Origin of the sequence: Candidatus Desulfofervidus auxilii (assembly GCA_030262725.1) — a bacterium.
In the GTDB taxonomy this organism is placed as follows: Bacteria; Desulfobacterota; Desulfofervidia; order Desulfofervidales; family Desulfofervidaceae; genus JAJSZS01.
The window spans coordinates 20,023-35,580 of the sequence record JAJSZS010000006.1 but is presented as its reverse complement, the minus strand read 5'-3'; the positions used below and the strand labels follow the sequence as shown (position 1 = coordinate 35,580).

The 15,558-nt window shown below is 31.8% G+C and carries 18 protein-coding genes; 2 read left to right on the top strand and 16 right to left on the bottom strand.

What is annotated here, in order from left to right; genetic code table 11:
* Nucleotides 1-2: 2 nt before the first annotated feature.
* The 7 genes from LWW95_04700 to LWW95_04670 are packed head-to-tail and all read right to left on the bottom strand — an operon-like array spanning nucleotide 3 to nucleotide 6,694.
* On the bottom strand, nucleotides 3-1,250 hold the full coding sequence (locus LWW95_04700) for an endonuclease Q family protein (protein ID MDL1956333.1): 1,248 nt from the start codon (nucleotides 1,248-1,250) through the stop codon (nucleotides 3-5).
* A gap of 40 nt (nucleotides 1,251-1,290) precedes the next feature.
* Nucleotides 1,291-2,130, bottom strand: a complete 840-nt coding sequence (locus LWW95_04695) for a substrate-binding domain-containing protein (protein ID MDL1956332.1) — start codon at nucleotides 2,128-2,130, stop codon at nucleotides 1,291-1,293.
* Entirely contained in the window at nucleotides 2,127-2,819 is a 693-nt protein-coding gene (locus LWW95_04690; GenBank protein ID MDL1956331.1) for a succinate dehydrogenase iron-sulfur subunit, read from the bottom strand. The genes LWW95_04695 and LWW95_04690 overlap by 4 nt, the downstream gene beginning before the upstream one ends.
* On the bottom strand, nucleotides 2,819-4,537 hold the full coding sequence (locus tag LWW95_04685; GenBank protein MDL1956330.1) for an FAD-binding protein: 1,719 nt from the start codon (nucleotides 4,535-4,537) through the stop codon (nucleotides 2,819-2,821). Before LWW95_04685 ends, LWW95_04690 begins: the two co-directional genes overlap by 1 nt.
* The gene (locus LWW95_04680) at nucleotides 4,534-4,836 is read right to left on the bottom strand and encodes a hypothetical protein (protein ID MDL1956329.1); all 303 of its coding nucleotides are present in this window, start codon (nucleotides 4,834-4,836) and stop codon (nucleotides 4,534-4,536) included. Before LWW95_04680 ends, LWW95_04685 begins: the two co-directional genes overlap by 4 nt.
* Nucleotides 4,833-5,195: a succinate dehydrogenase, cytochrome b556 subunit gene (gene sdhC / locus LWW95_04675; GenBank protein MDL1956328.1), complete on the bottom strand. Its 363-nt coding sequence runs from the start codon at nucleotides 5,193-5,195 to the stop codon at nucleotides 4,833-4,835. The genes LWW95_04680 and sdhC overlap by 4 nt, the downstream gene beginning before the upstream one ends.
* A complete protein-coding gene (locus tag LWW95_04670) occupies nucleotides 5,192-6,694 on the bottom strand; it encodes an SLC13 family permease (GenBank protein ID MDL1956327.1) in 1,503 nt (500 codons plus the stop codon). The genes sdhC and LWW95_04670 overlap by 4 nt, the downstream gene beginning before the upstream one ends.
* A gap of 85 nt (nucleotides 6,695-6,779) precedes the next feature.
* On the opposite strand from LWW95_04670, the gene LWW95_04665 reads away from it, so the two are divergent.
* Nucleotides 6,780-8,093: an amidohydrolase gene (locus tag LWW95_04665; protein ID MDL1956326.1), complete on the top strand. Its 1,314-nt coding sequence runs from the start codon at nucleotides 6,780-6,782 to the stop codon at nucleotides 8,091-8,093.
* Here the strand turns inward: LWW95_04665 and gltX are convergent.
* Nucleotides 8,068-9,438, bottom strand: coding sequence for a glutamate--tRNA ligase (gltX, locus tag LWW95_04660; GenBank protein MDL1956325.1), 1,371 nt, complete (start codon nucleotides 9,436-9,438; stop codon nucleotides 8,068-8,070). The two genes, LWW95_04665 and gltX, sit on opposite strands and share 26 nt — an antisense overlap.
* Nucleotides 9,432-9,818 carry a hypothetical protein gene (locus LWW95_04655; protein ID MDL1956324.1) on the bottom strand — a complete coding sequence of 129 codons (387 nt, stop codon included), beginning with the start codon at nucleotides 9,816-9,818 and terminating at the stop codon, nucleotides 9,432-9,434. The genes gltX and LWW95_04655 overlap by 7 nt, the downstream gene beginning before the upstream one ends.
* A gap of 60 nt (nucleotides 9,819-9,878) precedes the next feature.
* Between LWW95_04655 and LWW95_04650 the strand changes: the two genes are divergently transcribed.
* Complete coding sequence (locus LWW95_04650; protein MDL1956323.1) at nucleotides 9,879-10,376, top strand: Slp family lipoprotein; 498 nt, start codon at nucleotides 9,879-9,881, stop codon at nucleotides 10,374-10,376.
* Between the two features lie 2 nt (nucleotides 10,377-10,378).
* Here the strand turns inward: LWW95_04650 and coaD are convergent, their stop codons facing one another.
* Genes coaD through LWW95_04615 form a run of 7 tightly spaced genes read right to left on the bottom strand, consistent with a single transcriptional unit; the run spans nucleotide 10,379 to nucleotide 15,551 of the window.
* Nucleotides 10,379-10,882, bottom strand: coding sequence for a pantetheine-phosphate adenylyltransferase (coaD, locus tag LWW95_04645; GenBank protein MDL1956322.1), 504 nt, complete (start codon nucleotides 10,880-10,882; stop codon nucleotides 10,379-10,381).
* On the bottom strand, nucleotides 10,883-11,422 hold the full coding sequence (rsmD, locus tag LWW95_04640; GenBank protein MDL1956321.1) for a 16S rRNA (guanine(966)-N(2))-methyltransferase RsmD: 540 nt from the start codon (nucleotides 11,420-11,422) through the stop codon (nucleotides 10,883-10,885).
* Complete coding sequence (locus tag LWW95_04635) at nucleotides 11,423-12,442, bottom strand: aspartate-semialdehyde dehydrogenase (protein MDL1956320.1); 1,020 nt, start codon at nucleotides 12,440-12,442, stop codon at nucleotides 11,423-11,425.
* A complete protein-coding gene (locus LWW95_04630; GenBank protein ID MDL1956319.1) occupies nucleotides 12,443-12,937 on the bottom strand; it encodes a 3-isopropylmalate dehydratase small subunit in 495 nt (164 codons plus the stop codon).
* Complete coding sequence (gene leuC / locus LWW95_04625) at nucleotides 12,934-14,196, bottom strand: 3-isopropylmalate dehydratase large subunit (GenBank protein MDL1956318.1); 1,263 nt, start codon at nucleotides 14,194-14,196, stop codon at nucleotides 12,934-12,936. The genes LWW95_04630 and leuC overlap by 4 nt, the downstream gene beginning before the upstream one ends.
* Nucleotides 14,197-14,934: a CDP-diacylglycerol--serine O-phosphatidyltransferase gene (pssA, locus tag LWW95_04620; protein MDL1956317.1), complete on the bottom strand. Its 738-nt coding sequence runs from the start codon at nucleotides 14,932-14,934 to the stop codon at nucleotides 14,197-14,199.
* Nucleotides 14,931-15,551 carry a phosphatidylserine decarboxylase family protein gene (locus LWW95_04615; GenBank protein ID MDL1956316.1) on the bottom strand — a complete coding sequence of 207 codons (621 nt, stop codon included), beginning with the start codon at nucleotides 15,549-15,551 and terminating at the stop codon, nucleotides 14,931-14,933. The genes pssA and LWW95_04615 overlap by 4 nt, the downstream gene beginning before the upstream one ends.
* Nucleotides 15,552-15,558: the final 7 nt, after the last annotated feature.

The window sequence follows — 15,558 nt, the reverse complement described above, 5'->3', positions numbered from 1 at the left end:
ATTTAGAACAATCCCAATTGTTGAGAAGTTTCCTTTTTTTCTTTTTCTGACTTAGGAAAAATTCTTATCTCTCCATAAACACCGTCAAAACCAGGACGAATAAATACATTACCTTCTCTTACTCGAATAATACCTTCAAGAATATTTGTTGGTACAAAACTAGATAATTCTTCAATAGATAGTTTAAGTAAAATATCAAATTCTGGAACATAACTTACTAAACGTTCATATTCCTCTTGCACACCTTTTGTACTTATTTGTTTATTCATTGCTTCAGCAATAATTTCTTCTAAAGGAATAAGATGAATTTCTGGAATAGCTCCTTCTGGTCGATAACCCTCAGGTCTATCTGCTAAAGTTTCTACTCGATGCATTACCCCTACTGTTACTGGCTGTCCACACACTGGACAAATATAATTGTGTTCTTTTGTTTCTTTTGGTGAAAATAAAATATTACACTTACGATGCCCATCATAATGATATTTTCCCTCTTCAGGATAAAATTCAATAGTACATAAAAAACGATTTTTATCTTTTTTCTTTATTGTATCTATAATTTCATAATAGTCACAGGCACAGTTAAAAACATTAGCTTCTCTACCAATTCTGTGAGGAGAATGGGCATCTGAATTAGAAATAAGAGTAATTTTATCTAAAGCAGAAAGCCGCCAATTCATAGCTGCATCAGAAGAAAGACCAGTCTCTATAGCGTAAATATATTTTGCCTCCTCTTCAAATGCTTCTTCTAATGAATCAAATCCCCCATTTGATCCAAATATCCCATACCAAGGAGTCCAAGCATGAGCTGGTATCAATAAACAATCTGAGGAAATATCTAAAACTATCTTTACTAGTTCTTTTATATGAAAACCAAATGTAGGTCGACCATCAGCCATTAAATCCCCACGACGAGATAATTGAGCATTAATCTTATCTACTACTTCAAAAGAAGGAGCAAAAATTAGAGTATGAATACGTCTTCCTCTCCCACGTACAGAAAAGATATTGCTTACTTCAGTAGTAAGCATAAAATATACAGATTCATCACCTTTTTTTAACTTAAAAAGACCATTACCTAAAGGTTCAAGTTCTTTTTTTAATTCCATTAAATAATGAGGATGGGTAAAATCGCCTGTCCCCAATACTTTAATACCTTTACGCTTTGCCCATTTATAAAGAGTACTTACCTCCATATCCCTGCTTGTAGCCCGACTATATTTGGAGTGAATATGAAGATCAGCAATAAACATGACTTTGTTTATACAACTAGTTAATCTTTGTCAACTAAGCCTACCAATGTGGAATAAATCCATATTTTTCATAAATAGCTTGAGCTGTTTTTGTTTTAATAAATTCTAAAAATTTCTCTGCATTTTCAGGATGTGGAGATTGTTTTAATCGACCAATAAAATAGTTAACTTTATGACGTTGATCCAAATTTTCACCTGGCTCTATCATTTCTACTTTTAAACCAAATTTTTTTGCTGTTAAAACTTCTGTTGCCCAAACAGGCCCAACATCTACTGTGCATTTTTTTAAACGCAAAGGAGTCTCACGATGATGAACAACAGTAAAAATTGTAGTACCTTCTGCTCTTTTTTCTTCCATAATTCTATATACTAATGTTTCACCTCCAGCATCACGATACATATTAAGAATGTGAATACCAATATCCTCTAATTCTGGATTTGGTTGTGAGATTCTTACTTCATCTCTTGCCAAATCTAGCACAGAATTTATTTTTAAAGGATTCCCTTCTTTTACCATAAGTACAATACGGTTATGTAAATAAACAAAATAATTATCTTTTTCAATTAATCCTGCCTCTTCTAATTTATGCATTGCTTTTTCATTAACAGCAGCATAAACATCTGGAATACCAGGTAAAATTTTATCTTGAAAAACAGCACCTCCAGCTAAAATTTGTTTTAGTTCTAATCCAGGAGGCAGTGTTTCATAAAAAATATGTTTTATGTGTGGATGCATCTCTTTAAAAGCTTTAAGTAACTCTTCCATAACCATAAATTGATTACCTGCCATATAAAGAATTAAATCCGCTTCATGAAGATGTTCTAAATTATGAATGTCATCAGCCCGATTATTAGGAATAATAGGAAATTTTTCTTTCATCGTTTTCCTCCAAATAATAAAATTTTTCTTAAATGCATAATTGCTTGAAAAGGATTAAGACCTTTAGGACAAGCCTCTACACAATTGAGAATACCATGACATCGCCATATATCAGACTTTCTCAATATTTCTTTCCGTAAATTAAACCCTTTATCACGGCTATCTAGTATAAAACGGCAGGCTTGCAAAAATATCCCTGGACCTAAAAAATTCTGATTGACCCAAAATGTAGGACAAGCAGATGTACATGCACCACATAAAAGACATTCATAAAAGCCATCTAATAAATGACGCTCTTCTAAAGATTGAATATATTCTTTTTCTGGTGGTGAAGAAGCAATAAGATATGGCTTAATAACAGTGTAATTTTGATAAAGTCTTTCTAAATCAACAACCAAATCTCTTATAATAGGAAAACCAGGCAATGGTCTAATTTTAATATTTTTTGGTAAACTAGCTATCCTTGTTTCACAGGCTAAAGAATTAAAACCATTTATGTTCATTGCACATGAACCACAGACACCATGTCTACAAACACGTCGATAAGTTAAAGTAGGGTCAAAAGCTCTAATAGCTTCAAGGGCATCTAATACTGTCCAGTCTTCTTGGCAATCTATTTCATATATTTGCCAATAAGGTATTTTATCCTTTTCAGGACAAAAACGTTGAATAATAAATTTTTTTTGCATTAAAAAAACCTTTCTGAAGGTGGAAATTGAGTAATAACTACTGGTTTATAATCTAAATTTAATTTATCTTCTTTTTTCCAAATAAGAGTATGTTTAAGCCAATTTTTATCATCTCTTTTAGGGAAATCTATCCGATAATGAGCGCCACGACTCTCCTCACGTGCAAGTGCACTTATAACTACAGCCTCAGCAATATTAAGCATATTTCTTAATTCCCAAACTTCTTCAAAAGCTAAATTAAAAGTGCGAGGAATACCTTTTAAACCTATTTTTTTATAAACTTCTTTTAAATCTTGAATAATTATAAGTTGTTTTTTTAATCGTGATTGGTCACGGAGAATACCACAATTTTGCATCATAGAAACTTGTAATTGTTGTCTTAATTCGGCTATAGAAATTTTAGGTGGTTGAACAAAAAGATGATTTATTTCTTCTAAAGCCAAAGAAATTTGCTCTTTAGGTAAAGGTAAATAATTCGTTTTTTTGACTAAAGAAGCCATTTTTTTTCCTGCTCTATGACCAAATACTGCACATTCCATTGTAGAATTTGTACCTAATCGATTAGCACCATGAATAGAGATACAAGCACATTCTCCTGCTGCAAAAAGTCCTGGCATCGCTTCTTTTTTACCATCTGCAAGTACTTCTCCATCTATATTGACAGGAATACCACCCATAGTATAATGGGCTGCTGGGGCAACAGGAATAAGTTCTTTTTTGATATTAATCCCTGCAAATTTAAAGGCCATTTCTTTAACTTGAGGAAGTCTTTCTTGAATAAAATCTTCAGATAAATGGCGAAGATCTAAATATACATAAGGATTTCCACTTAATTCTATTTCCATTTGAATAGCTCTAGCTACTACATCTCTAGGTGCTAATTCCATTTTTGTTGGAGCATACCTTTCCATAAATCTTTCTCCTGCCTGATTAAGCAGATACCCGCCCTCACCTCTCACTGCCTCACTCATAAGAAATCCCCAAGGATAAAGTCCTGTAGGGTGAAATTGAATAAATTCTAAATCTTCTAAAGGTAATCCCGCATTTAAAATCATCCCAAGACCATCACCAGTATTAATAGCAGAATTAGTGCTGAATTGAAAAAGGCGAGCATAACCTCCTGTTGCTAATAAAATGAGTTTAGCATGAAAAATATGTATTTCTCCTTTTACCAAATCCCATGCTATACACCCACAGCAACCATCTTTATGAAACAAAAGATGAGTAACTAAAAATTCATTATAAAATTTTATTTTTCGTCTAAGACATTCTCCAAATAAAGTATGCAACATAGCTTGACCGATCCTATCAGCTGCTACACATGCTCTTCTCACAGGAGGACCTTGACCAAATTGACTATAATGACCACCAAAATATCTTTGCAGAATCTTACCGTTTTCATTACGACTAAACGGAACGCCCAAATGTTCTAGATAATAAGCCATCTTAATAGCATCATAACAAAAAATGGCTTGAGCATCTTGATCACCTAAAAAATCACTCCCTTTTACAGTATCATAAAAATGCCACTCCCAATGATCTTCCTCCATATTGCCTAAAGCAGCTGCTGTACCACCTTGAGCAGCTACAGAATGAGAACGAATAGGAAATACTTTAGAAATTACTGCTACTTCACCACCATAACATGCCTCTAAAGCAGCACTCAACCCAGCGATACCAGCTCCTATAATTAAAATTTCATGTTGATGCTTATTCATAATATAAAAATGCTTAATCCTAATAATATAAAGCAAGTTCCTATTATTAAAAGAAAATAGCTAAAAATTTTTTTGTTTTTCCCCATTAAATAATCTTGACCAATTTGCCACAATCCATTTAAGGCATGTGAAATAGCCAAACATAAAAGAAGAATATTAAAAATTACCCACTTTGGAGTAGTTAATTGTATTCTCAAATATTCATAATTAAAAGGCATAGTACGAGCTTTCCATAAATGAATAAATAATAAAATTAAAAGCACAAAACCACTTATCCTTTGCCACAACCATCCAATCATGATGGAAAAGGGAAAACAAATGCAATAGCCACAATTAAAGAAATTATTATTATAGTAACAAATAAGGGTTTTTGCATTTTAATTAAAAAACCCATGTCCATAAAAATAAGTCTAACACCATTTAAAGCATGATAGCAAATGGTTAAAATAAGAAAAAATTCTAAAACTTTTATAATTGACATATTACGCCATCTTAAAAGATGAGAAAAATCAATTATTCTTTGATGATAATAAAAAATGACCCATAAATGAAGTATTAAAAAAATAACTAATAAAAGACCAGAAATCCGCATTAATATCCAAGATAACATCCCTATAGAACAACGATAATTTAATAAATTTTTAAAATAATCCTTCACTTTGCCCAACTTGGAAATTGTACTAAGTTTCCAAAATTTATTTTACCCCATAAGAAAATGGCTCCTATAAACAAAAATATTTTTATAAAATTTAAAATTATACCTGCTTTAGCCATATGATAAATACGTAATTTTTGTGTACCAAAAATAATAGCATTTGGAGGCGTAGCTACAGGCAACATAAAAGCACAAGAAGCAGACATAGTTGCAGGAATCATTAATAATAATGGATTAACTTTAATTGCTGTACTCAATGAAGCTAAAATAGGCAAAGCCATCTGTGCAGTAGCAGTATTTGAGGTTAATTCAGTTAAAAAACTTATTATAAGACAAACAGTTATTACTATTAAAAGAAGATGAAAATGGGCAAGTTTAGCAAGTCGCTCTCCCATCCATATAGAGAGTCCGGATGTTTTAAAACCAGCAGCTAAAGCAAAACCACCACCAAAAAGAAGTACAATTCCCCAGGGTAGTTTAGAAGCAGTTTCCCAATTCATAATAAATTCTTTTTCTCGTTTTGATGGTATAAAAAATAGAGGAATTGTAGTAGTCATAGCTACAGTACCATCCTTTACATATGTAGGTACAGGAAAAAGAGATGACCAGCCAGGTATATGAAAATGGCCAATATTGATATCTTTGCGAAAGAGCCATAAGATGGCAGTAATAAAAAAATCTATTAAAACTATCCATTCTTCGAAATTCATTTTACCTAACTTATTATATTCTTTTCTAAAAATATCTAAATCACCTTTAAATTGAATATTCCGACTAAACATAAAGACTAACATTAACCAAGTGCAAAGAAGAAAGATAAGTGAAATAGGAAAGGCAAAAATAAGCCATCGTGCAAAAGAAATCTCAGGACCTTTAGGAAAAGAAATTGAAAAAATTTTAGCTAAAACTAAATTAGGAGGTGTGCCAACAAGTGTAGCCATACCTCCAATTGAGGCTGCATAGGCAATACCTAAAAGTAAACCAATAGAAAAAAAATGTATATGCTCTTCTCCAAATCTTTCTTCCATTTCTAATATTAAAGCCATTGCAATTGGTACCATAATCATAGTTGTAGCAGTATTAGAAATCCACATAGATAAAAAAGCAGTTGCTCCCATAAATCCTAAAATAATTCGTTTAGGACTCATTCCCAAAAAAAGAATAATTTTAAGACCAATGCGTTTATGCAATCCCCATCTCTGCATAGCTAAAGCTAGAATAAAACCACCAATAAAAAGGAAAATAATGTCATTAAAATAATAACTTGAAACTGTTTTGCTATCCATGATACCCATAAGAGGAAAAAGAGCTACAGGTAATAAAGCAGTAACTGCTAAAGGTATAGACTCAGCAATCCACCACATAGCCATTAAAATGGTCACCGAAGCCATCCTAGTAACTTCTGGATGACCAGGAGATAAATCACAGAATATAAGAATACATATACTAAGAAATGGTCCTAAAAAAAGAACAATTTTTTGAAAAAGATTTTGTTTTTGCACAATTTTAAAGATATGCCCATACTTATAAATAAGTCAAGGGTAACTTGACATTATAAAAGCTTTTCATATAAAAAATTCCCCAAAAATGAGTTTACTTATTTTTAATGGTATAATTGTTACACTTGATGAAAATAATAATTTATTTTATCCTGGCTATGTTTTTATTGATAAAAATGAAATTAAATCCTTAAATAAAGGAAACCCACCTTCTGAATTATTTAAAGAAGCTGATAAAGTTATAAATGCTAAAGATAAACTTATTATGCCTGGTTTAATTAATGCTCATACACATGCAGCTATGAGCATGTTTAGGGGATTAGCTGATGATTTACCTTTAGAAACTTGGCTTAAAGATTTTATTTTTCCAGTTGAAAGGAAGCTTGTAGATAAGGATTTTGTCTACTGGGGCACACTTTTGGCTGGTTGGGAGATGATAAAAAGTGGCACAACTTGTTTAGCAGATGGCTATTTTTTTGAAGATGAAGCTATCGAAGCATGTAAAACATTAGGATTAAGAGGTATTCTTGCTCAAGGTGTTTTAGATTATCCAACACCAGATGTTCCAGAACCAAAAAAAAGTCTCATTAATGCTGAAAGATTTTTAAAAAAATGGAAAGATTTTTCTGATTTAATCACTCCTGCTATTTTTGCGCATGCTCCATATACATGTTCTTCAGAGACATTAAAAAAAGCAAAAGATATAACAAGAAATTATAATACCTTCTTATTTATCCATGTCGCTGAAACTCAATGGGAAGTAGAAGAAATAAAAAAACGTTATGGAGTTACACCTATATATTATCTTTATCATTTAGGTATTCTTGACGAAAAAACTATCCTTATCCATGCAAACTGGATTTCAGATGAAGAAATCTCTATTATAGCTGATACTGGAGCAGGTATTGTCCATAATCCAGAAAGCAACCTCAAACTTGCTACTGGTCTTTCTCCTGTACCAAAGCTATTATCTAAAGATATCCCTGTTGCATTAGGTACTGATAGCGCAGCCAGCAATAATAATTTAAATCTTTTTCAAGAAATGGATACAGCTGCAAAAATCCATAAAGGTATTCTCCTTGATCCTACAATTATGCCAGCAAAAACTGTAATTAAAATGACCACTACTATACCTGCCAAAATGTTTAACTTAAACACAGGTTGTTTAAAAAAAGGAGCATTAGCTGACATTATTATTATAGATTTGAAACATCCTTCTCTTTTTCCTCTTCACAATATTTATTCCCTCATTGTATATTCAATAAAAGAGGCAGAAACTGTTATTGTTAATGGTAAAATTGTTATGGAAAAAGGAAAAATAACCTCTATTGATACTAAATATATTAAAGAAAAAATATTTCAAATTTCAGAAAAAATTAAGAAATTTCTAAAGCTCTCTTAAGTCTGAACTTTATCCATTCCTTTGGTAAAAAAGAGAGAATTTTTTTCAATTCTGGCCCTTCTTTTCTACCTGTAAGAGCTACTCGCAATGGTAATAATAATTTGCCTATTTTTAATCCTGTTTTCTCTACAACTTTTGATAAAATAATTTCAAAATTTTCATTACTTATTTTCATATTCTCATAAAATAATTGAATAATTTTTTTTATTTCTTCTTGTTTTAAAAATTTTTTTGCTTCATTATCTAAATTTATTTCTAATTCTGTAAATATTGGCCAATATATCTCAATATCTTTTAAAGTTCCTATATTTTCTCGTACTATTTCAATCACTGTTTTAAGTAGTTGTGAATTTGCTTTTGGTAAAAAAGGCTTAGTATATTTTAAAAGGGTATCTAACGGTAAATTACGAATAAATGCTCTATTAATAGCCAAAAGAGATTTCACATCAAAAATAGCATTACTTCGACCTAATTTTTTAAGGTCAAAGTGAACAATCAATTCTTTTTTTGTTAAAATTTCTTTAGTTCCTCCTAAAGTAGTTAAGTAAAAGAAAAGAGCTTCTGGGAGGAATCCTTTTTCTTTATAATCTTCAACTGAAACAGCACCATGACGTTTACTCAATTTAGTCCTATCTGGAGCAAGAAGTAATGGATGATGACCAAATTGTGGAGGATTAAAATTCAGTGTTTTATAAAGGAGAAGCTGACAAGCTGTATTACTTAAATGATCCTCCCCTCGAATAACATGAGTTATTTCCATTAAAGCATCATCTATTACAACAGCAAAGTTATAAGCAGGAATACCTGTAGAACGCATAATAATAAAATCTCCTATTTCATCTGTAAGAAATCTCATTTTCCCTTTAAGTAAATCTAAAAACTCTATTGCTTCTCCTTCTGGTACAAGAAATCTAATGGTAGGTTTACGTCCTTCTATTTCAAACCGTCTTTTTTGAGTTTCTGTAAGAAAACGACATTTTCCAGAATAACGAGGAGGTAATCCTCTTGACTGACAAAATTTTCTTTCTGCCTCCAATTCTTCTGGCGTACAATAACAATAATAAGCTTTTCCTTCTTCTAATAATTTTTTTGCATAGTTTCTATATATCTCAAGCCTTTCTGATTGGCGATATTTTTCATCCCAATCAAGTCCAAGCCAAATAAGGGTATTTATTAATTGAATTTCATATTCCTTTTTAGACCTTTCTATATCTGTATCTTCTATTCGTAAAATAAATTTTCCACCAAAATGGCGGGCAAAAAGCCAATTTAAAATTGCTGTACGAGCATTACCTAAATGTAATGTTCCTGTAGGACTAGGAGCAAACCTTACACGGATCATAATAACATTTTTTTCCACAATTTTTTTGCTTCTTCAATCTCTACCATCAATTTATCTATTAATTGGATAAGATATGGTTTAGGTAGGGGAGCATTAGTTGCTAATAAATAATGAAATAATCCTAATATTTGATGATAAGTGCTTGGAAATTTTTGACATAGACGTTCTAATGGGCAAAGATTACAATTAGATTCATATTCAAAACAAAAAGGAATTTTCATCATGACAGCTTCAAGGAGTTTTATAAGTTCAGGATATCCTATCTCTTCTGTAACATTAAGATAATTTTTAATCCTTACCCATTTCTCTAATGTTAATGCAAATGGATCTTCACCTCTTTCATATCTTTCTTTCATCTCTTGAAAACTAATAAGTCCTTTCATATTTTAATGATACACTTTTTATCACTTGCTAATCAAGTAAAATTTTTTTATTAAAAAAATATGCGAATTTATATTATTATCTTTATTCTTTGTTTATTTTCATGTACTCAAATTGTACCTTCAGAATTAAAACAAAAGATAAAAGACATTTCTATTTATGAAGTACAGAAAAATCCAGAAATATTTAAAAGCAAAGTTGTTATGTGGGGTGGTAAAATTTTAAAGGGAATAAACAAAAAAGAAGGTACACTTTTAGAAATACTTGCTTTACCGTTAGACAGACAAGGGCGACCGAAACAAACAGATAAATCTGAAGGAAGATTTCTTATATTGTATGATGGTTATTTAGATGTAGCTATTTATAGTCAAGGAAGAGAAATTACTGTCATTGGAGAAATTGAGGGAATTAAAAAACTTCCTTTAGGAGAAATTGAATATCCATATCCTATATTAAAAGTAAGAAAAATACATCTTTGGAAACCACAGCAAAAAACAATCAAAATTTACCACCATTGGTTTCCTTATCCGTATTATCCTTGGTGGCTATACTACCCTTAAATCTATTTTTTAATTTTCTCAAATTTTTCTTTTAATTTCTTAGCAACAATATCTGGCACAAGTCCTTCAATATTCCCACCTAACCTTGCTGCCTCTTTAACAATAGTTGAACTAAGAAATAACCATCTAAAATCAGTCATTAAAAATACTGATTGAATATCACGATTAAGTCTTCTATTCATCAAAGCAAGCTGCAACTCATAATCAAAATCAGAAACAGCTCTTAATCCTCTTAAAATAATATTTGAACCTTTTTTTTGAACATAATCTACAAGTAATCCTTCAAAACTATCCACTTCTACCCGATGGTATTCAGGAATAGTTTCAAGTATAGCTTGTTTTGTAATTTCTAAACGTTCTTCTATAGTAAAAAGAGGTTTTTTATCTGGATTAACAGCAATAGCTACAATAACTTTGTCAAATATTTGAAGCGCCCGTTTTATTAAGCTAATATGACCATTAGTAATGGGGTCAAATGAACCAGCATAAACAGCAACACGTTCCATTTACATCTCCTTTTTAAGAATAGTAACTTGAGTTTGTCCATAACGTCTACTAGCAAATAAATTAAAACCTAAAAAAGAAAATTTTTCTTTTGGGGAATGTTCAATAATTATTATTCCACCTTTTCTCAAAATATCTGTTTTTTTCTTTATTAAAGTTAAGGTCTTTTCTACATAACCTTCTTCATAAGGAGGATCTATAAAAATTATAGAAAATGTTTCTTTTAAAAAATTAAGCCCTTTTAAAACATCCCGTCTCCATATTTTAACTTGGACATCTCCTAATTTTGAAATATTTTTTTTAATAATTTTAATTGCCAAAGGACTTTTATCCACAAAAACTACTTTTTTTGCCCCTCGACTTAAAGCCTCTATCCCCAAATTGCCAGTACCAGCGTATAAATCAAGAACTATCGCATCATTCCAAGTGTTAGTAAGAATATTAAAAATAGCTTCTTTTACTTTTTGAGTTGTTGGTCTAATAAACTGATAAGCGGGTGTTGCTAAACAATGTCCTTTATATTTACCAGCAATCACCCGCATTTATAAATATTTCTCTAAAAGAATCTCAGCAATCTGTACAGCATTTAAAGCAGCCCCTTTTCGCACATTATCTGCTACAATCCACATGGCAATACCATTCTCAAAAGCCAAATCCTTTCTAATTCGCCCAACAAAGACTTCATCTTTACCTGCTGCTTCTATAGCTAAAGGATAAAGGTTTTTACTTGGATCATCTATTACTTTTATTCCTGGAGAATTACTCAATATCTTCCTTACATCCGCTACATCTAAAGGCTTTTCTAATTCCATATGTACAGCCTCTGAATGGCCATAAAATACAGGTACTCTGACACAAGTAGCACTTACTATAATATTTTCATCTTCCATAATCTTTTTTGTCTCAAAATACATTTTCATTTCTTCTTTTGTATAACCATTTTCAAAAAATATATCTATATGAGGTAAACAATTAAAAGCTATTTGATGAGGATATACCTCACAATTAACTGGCTGAAAATTAAATAATGCTTTTACCTGATTTTCTAATTCATTTATAGCCCTTCTTCCTGTTCCAGATACAGCTTGATAAGTAGCAACAACAACTTTTTTTATCTTTGCTACATCATGAATAGGTTTCAATACTACTACCATCTGAATAGTAGAGCAATTAGGATTAGAAATAATTCCACGATTTTTATATTGAGCGATGGCATGAGGATTTACCTCTGGCACTACTAAAGGCACATCAGGTTCTTGTCTAAAAGCAGAAGAATTGTCTACTACCACTGCACCAGCAGCCGCTGCTAGAGGGGCATATTGTTTACTAATGCTAGCACCAGCAGAAAATAAAGCAATATCAATACCTTTAAAAGAATCTTCGCTTAGCACCTCAACTGGAACCTCTTCATCATGAAAATTTAATGTCTTGCCAATAGAACGTTCTGAAGCAAGGAGTTTTAGATTTTTTACAGGAAAATTTCTTTGTTCTAAAACTTTTACCATCTCATTACCTACTGCTCCAGTAGCCCCAACTACAGCTACATTGACTTCTTTTGCCATTTAATACCCCCCTTTTTTAGCTAAATGGGCAATTAAACCACCATTTTCTATTAACTCTTTCATAAAACTAGGTAAAGGTTCAATTGTAAAAATAAGATTTTTAGTAATATTTATAATTTCTCCTTTATCTAGATCAATTTTTAAAATATCCCCTTCTTCTGTAGCATCTACCACTGCTTGAGATTCTACAATAGGCAATCCAATATTAAAGGCATTACGATAAAAAATACGAGCAAAGCTTTTAGCTACAATTGCCCTTATTCCTACTGCCTTAATAGCCAAAGGGGCATGTTCACGAGAAGAACCACAACCAAAATTTCTTCCAGCAACAATAATATCCCCCTCTTTGACTAAATTTGCAAAGCCTTCTCTTACACCTTCCATGCAATGCTTTGCTAATTCCTGCGAATCCGAAGTGCTTAAATAGCGTGCAGGAATAATGACATCTGTATCTATATTATCGCCAAAACGCCAAACTTTACCTTTTATAATCATAACACTTCCTCAGGATGTGCAATTTTACCTGCTATGGCTGAAGCAGCTGCCACAGCTGGACTTGCAAGATAAACTTCACTTTGTGAATGCCCCATCCTTCCAATAAAATTGCGATTTGTTGTAGAAACTGCCTTTTCTCCTGGCCCCAAAACCCCCATATGTCCTCCTAAACAAGGGCCACAAGTAGGAGTACTAACAGCTGCCCCTGCTTCAATAAAAACTTCAATAATACCTTCTCTTAAGGCATCAAGAAAAACTTTTTGAGTACCTGGAATAATAATACAACGTACATTTTTTGCCACTTTTTTCCCTCTCATTATATCAGCTGCTAAACGTAAATCTTCTAAACGACCATTAGTACAAGAACCTATTACTACTTGGTCAATCTTTATCTCACCAATCTCTAAAATACTTCTTACATTATCAGGAGAATGAGGCAAGGCTACTTGAGGTTCTAATTGGCTTATTTCATATTCTTTTACAAAAAGATAATTAGCATCCTCATCACTTTGATAAATTTGATATGGTCTTTTTGCTCTATTTTTTAAATATTCCTCTGTTTTTTCATCGGGAATAAAAATTCCATTCTTTGCCCCTGCTTCAATAGCCATATTAGCCATAGTAAACCTTCCATCTAAAGAAAGTTTATTAATAACTTCTCCACAAAATTCCATACTACGATAAAGAGCTCCTTCCACACCTAAATCTTTAAGAGTATAAAGGATTATATCTTTGCCTGTAATCCATTTAGGTAACCTACCTTTATAAACAAGCTTAATACTAGCTGGTACTTTTAACCAAATCTCTCCTGTAAACATAACTGCTCCCAGATCCGTACTTCCAACACCTGTAGAAAAAGCACCTAAGGCACCATAAGTACAAGTATGACTATCTGCACCGATTACTACATCTCCCGGCAAAACTAAACCTTCTTCAGGCAAAAGTACATGCTCTATACCCATTTCACCAACATCATAAAAATATTTAATTCCTTGTGCCTTAGCAAACTCTCTTACCTTTTGACACTGAATAGCTGATGGGATGTCTTTATTTGGAGTAAAATGATCTAATATCAAAGCTATTCTCTCTGGATCAAATACCCGTTCTCCTCCTGCTGCCTTAAATGCCTTAATAGCTAAGGGAGCTGTAATATCATTAGCTAAGGCAAAATCTACTTTTACTTTAATTAATTGACCTGGTTTTACTATTTCTAACCCAGCATGAGCAGCTAAAATTTTTTCAGTAATAGTCATACCCATTTATTTCACCCTGCTTTCTCTTTTAAGTAAAGCCCTTCGCCTTATAAAATAACTTGTATAAGCTACTGGACCAGATATCATATATATAAGAAAAAGCAACCAGAGTATAAAAAATGGATAACTCATAATTATCACTAAACTAAATACAGCAAGAATAGAAATTCGAAAAGGTTTAAGTTTTACCCATTCTAAATCCTTAAAACTACGATAATGAAAAGTACTTACCATAAGAAAAGAAAGAAGATATGTAAGTGTAAGAAGGGGAACAGACATAAATTCTTTAGAAACATACCATTCTTCAGCATTCATAATGCTTAAAGCAAGGATACAGGCAGCTGCTGGAATAGGTAATCCTACAAAATAACGTAATTGCGTGCTTTTCACTTGAGCATTAAAACGAGCCAATCTTAAAGCACCACAAGCTAGATAAAGAAAGGCAGCTAACCAACCCCATCTTCCTAAAAGATTTAAAGCATAGGTAAAACAGAGAATAACAGGAGCAACACCAAAAGAAATTAAATCAGCTAAAGAATCATATTCAACTCCAAAATGAGTAACCGTACCTGTAATACGAGCCATTCGACCATCTAATCCATCTAAAAAGGCTGCTACCATAATAGCCATAACTGCTCTTTTCCAATCACCATTTATAGCAGCAATAATAGCATAAAAACCAGCAAACAAACTAGCTGTAGTTAAAAGATTTGGTAAAATATAAACACTTTTCCTTTCTTTCATGACCAATAACCTAAAATAGTTTCTCCTGCTTTAACATGTTTACCTAAAAGTGGCTTCAATTTCACTGAAGTAGGTAAATATAATTCAACCTTTGATCCAAAGCAAATTATACCTAATCTTTCCCCTTTTTTTACCTTTTGTCCTGGTTTTAAATGACAAATAATGCGTCTTGCAAGAATTCCAGCAATCTGAACAATAACAAAAAATTTCCCTTCTTCAGTAGAAAAAAAAACTATATTAGCTTCATTTTCTATACTAGCTTTTGTTTTATAAGCAGGAAGAAATCTACCTTTTTTATACTCAATCTTTTTTACTTCTCCATCAAAAGGAACACGATTAACATGAACATCAAAAAGGGACATAAAAATACTCACCTTTTGCGCTTTCTCTTGAGAAAAAGGCAATCTGTCTATACCAAGAAAAACCACTTGCCCGTCTGCTGGTGAAACAATGGCATTTGGTTCTAATGGTAAAAATCTTTCTGGATCTCGAAAAAAGTAAATAAAAAATAAAGTTATAAAAGCACTTAAAATAGCAATTAAATACCATCTGTTTAAAAAGAAAAATAAAGAAATAATACTTATAATTATAACAAATGGCCATCCACTTTTATGCATAAGTTAT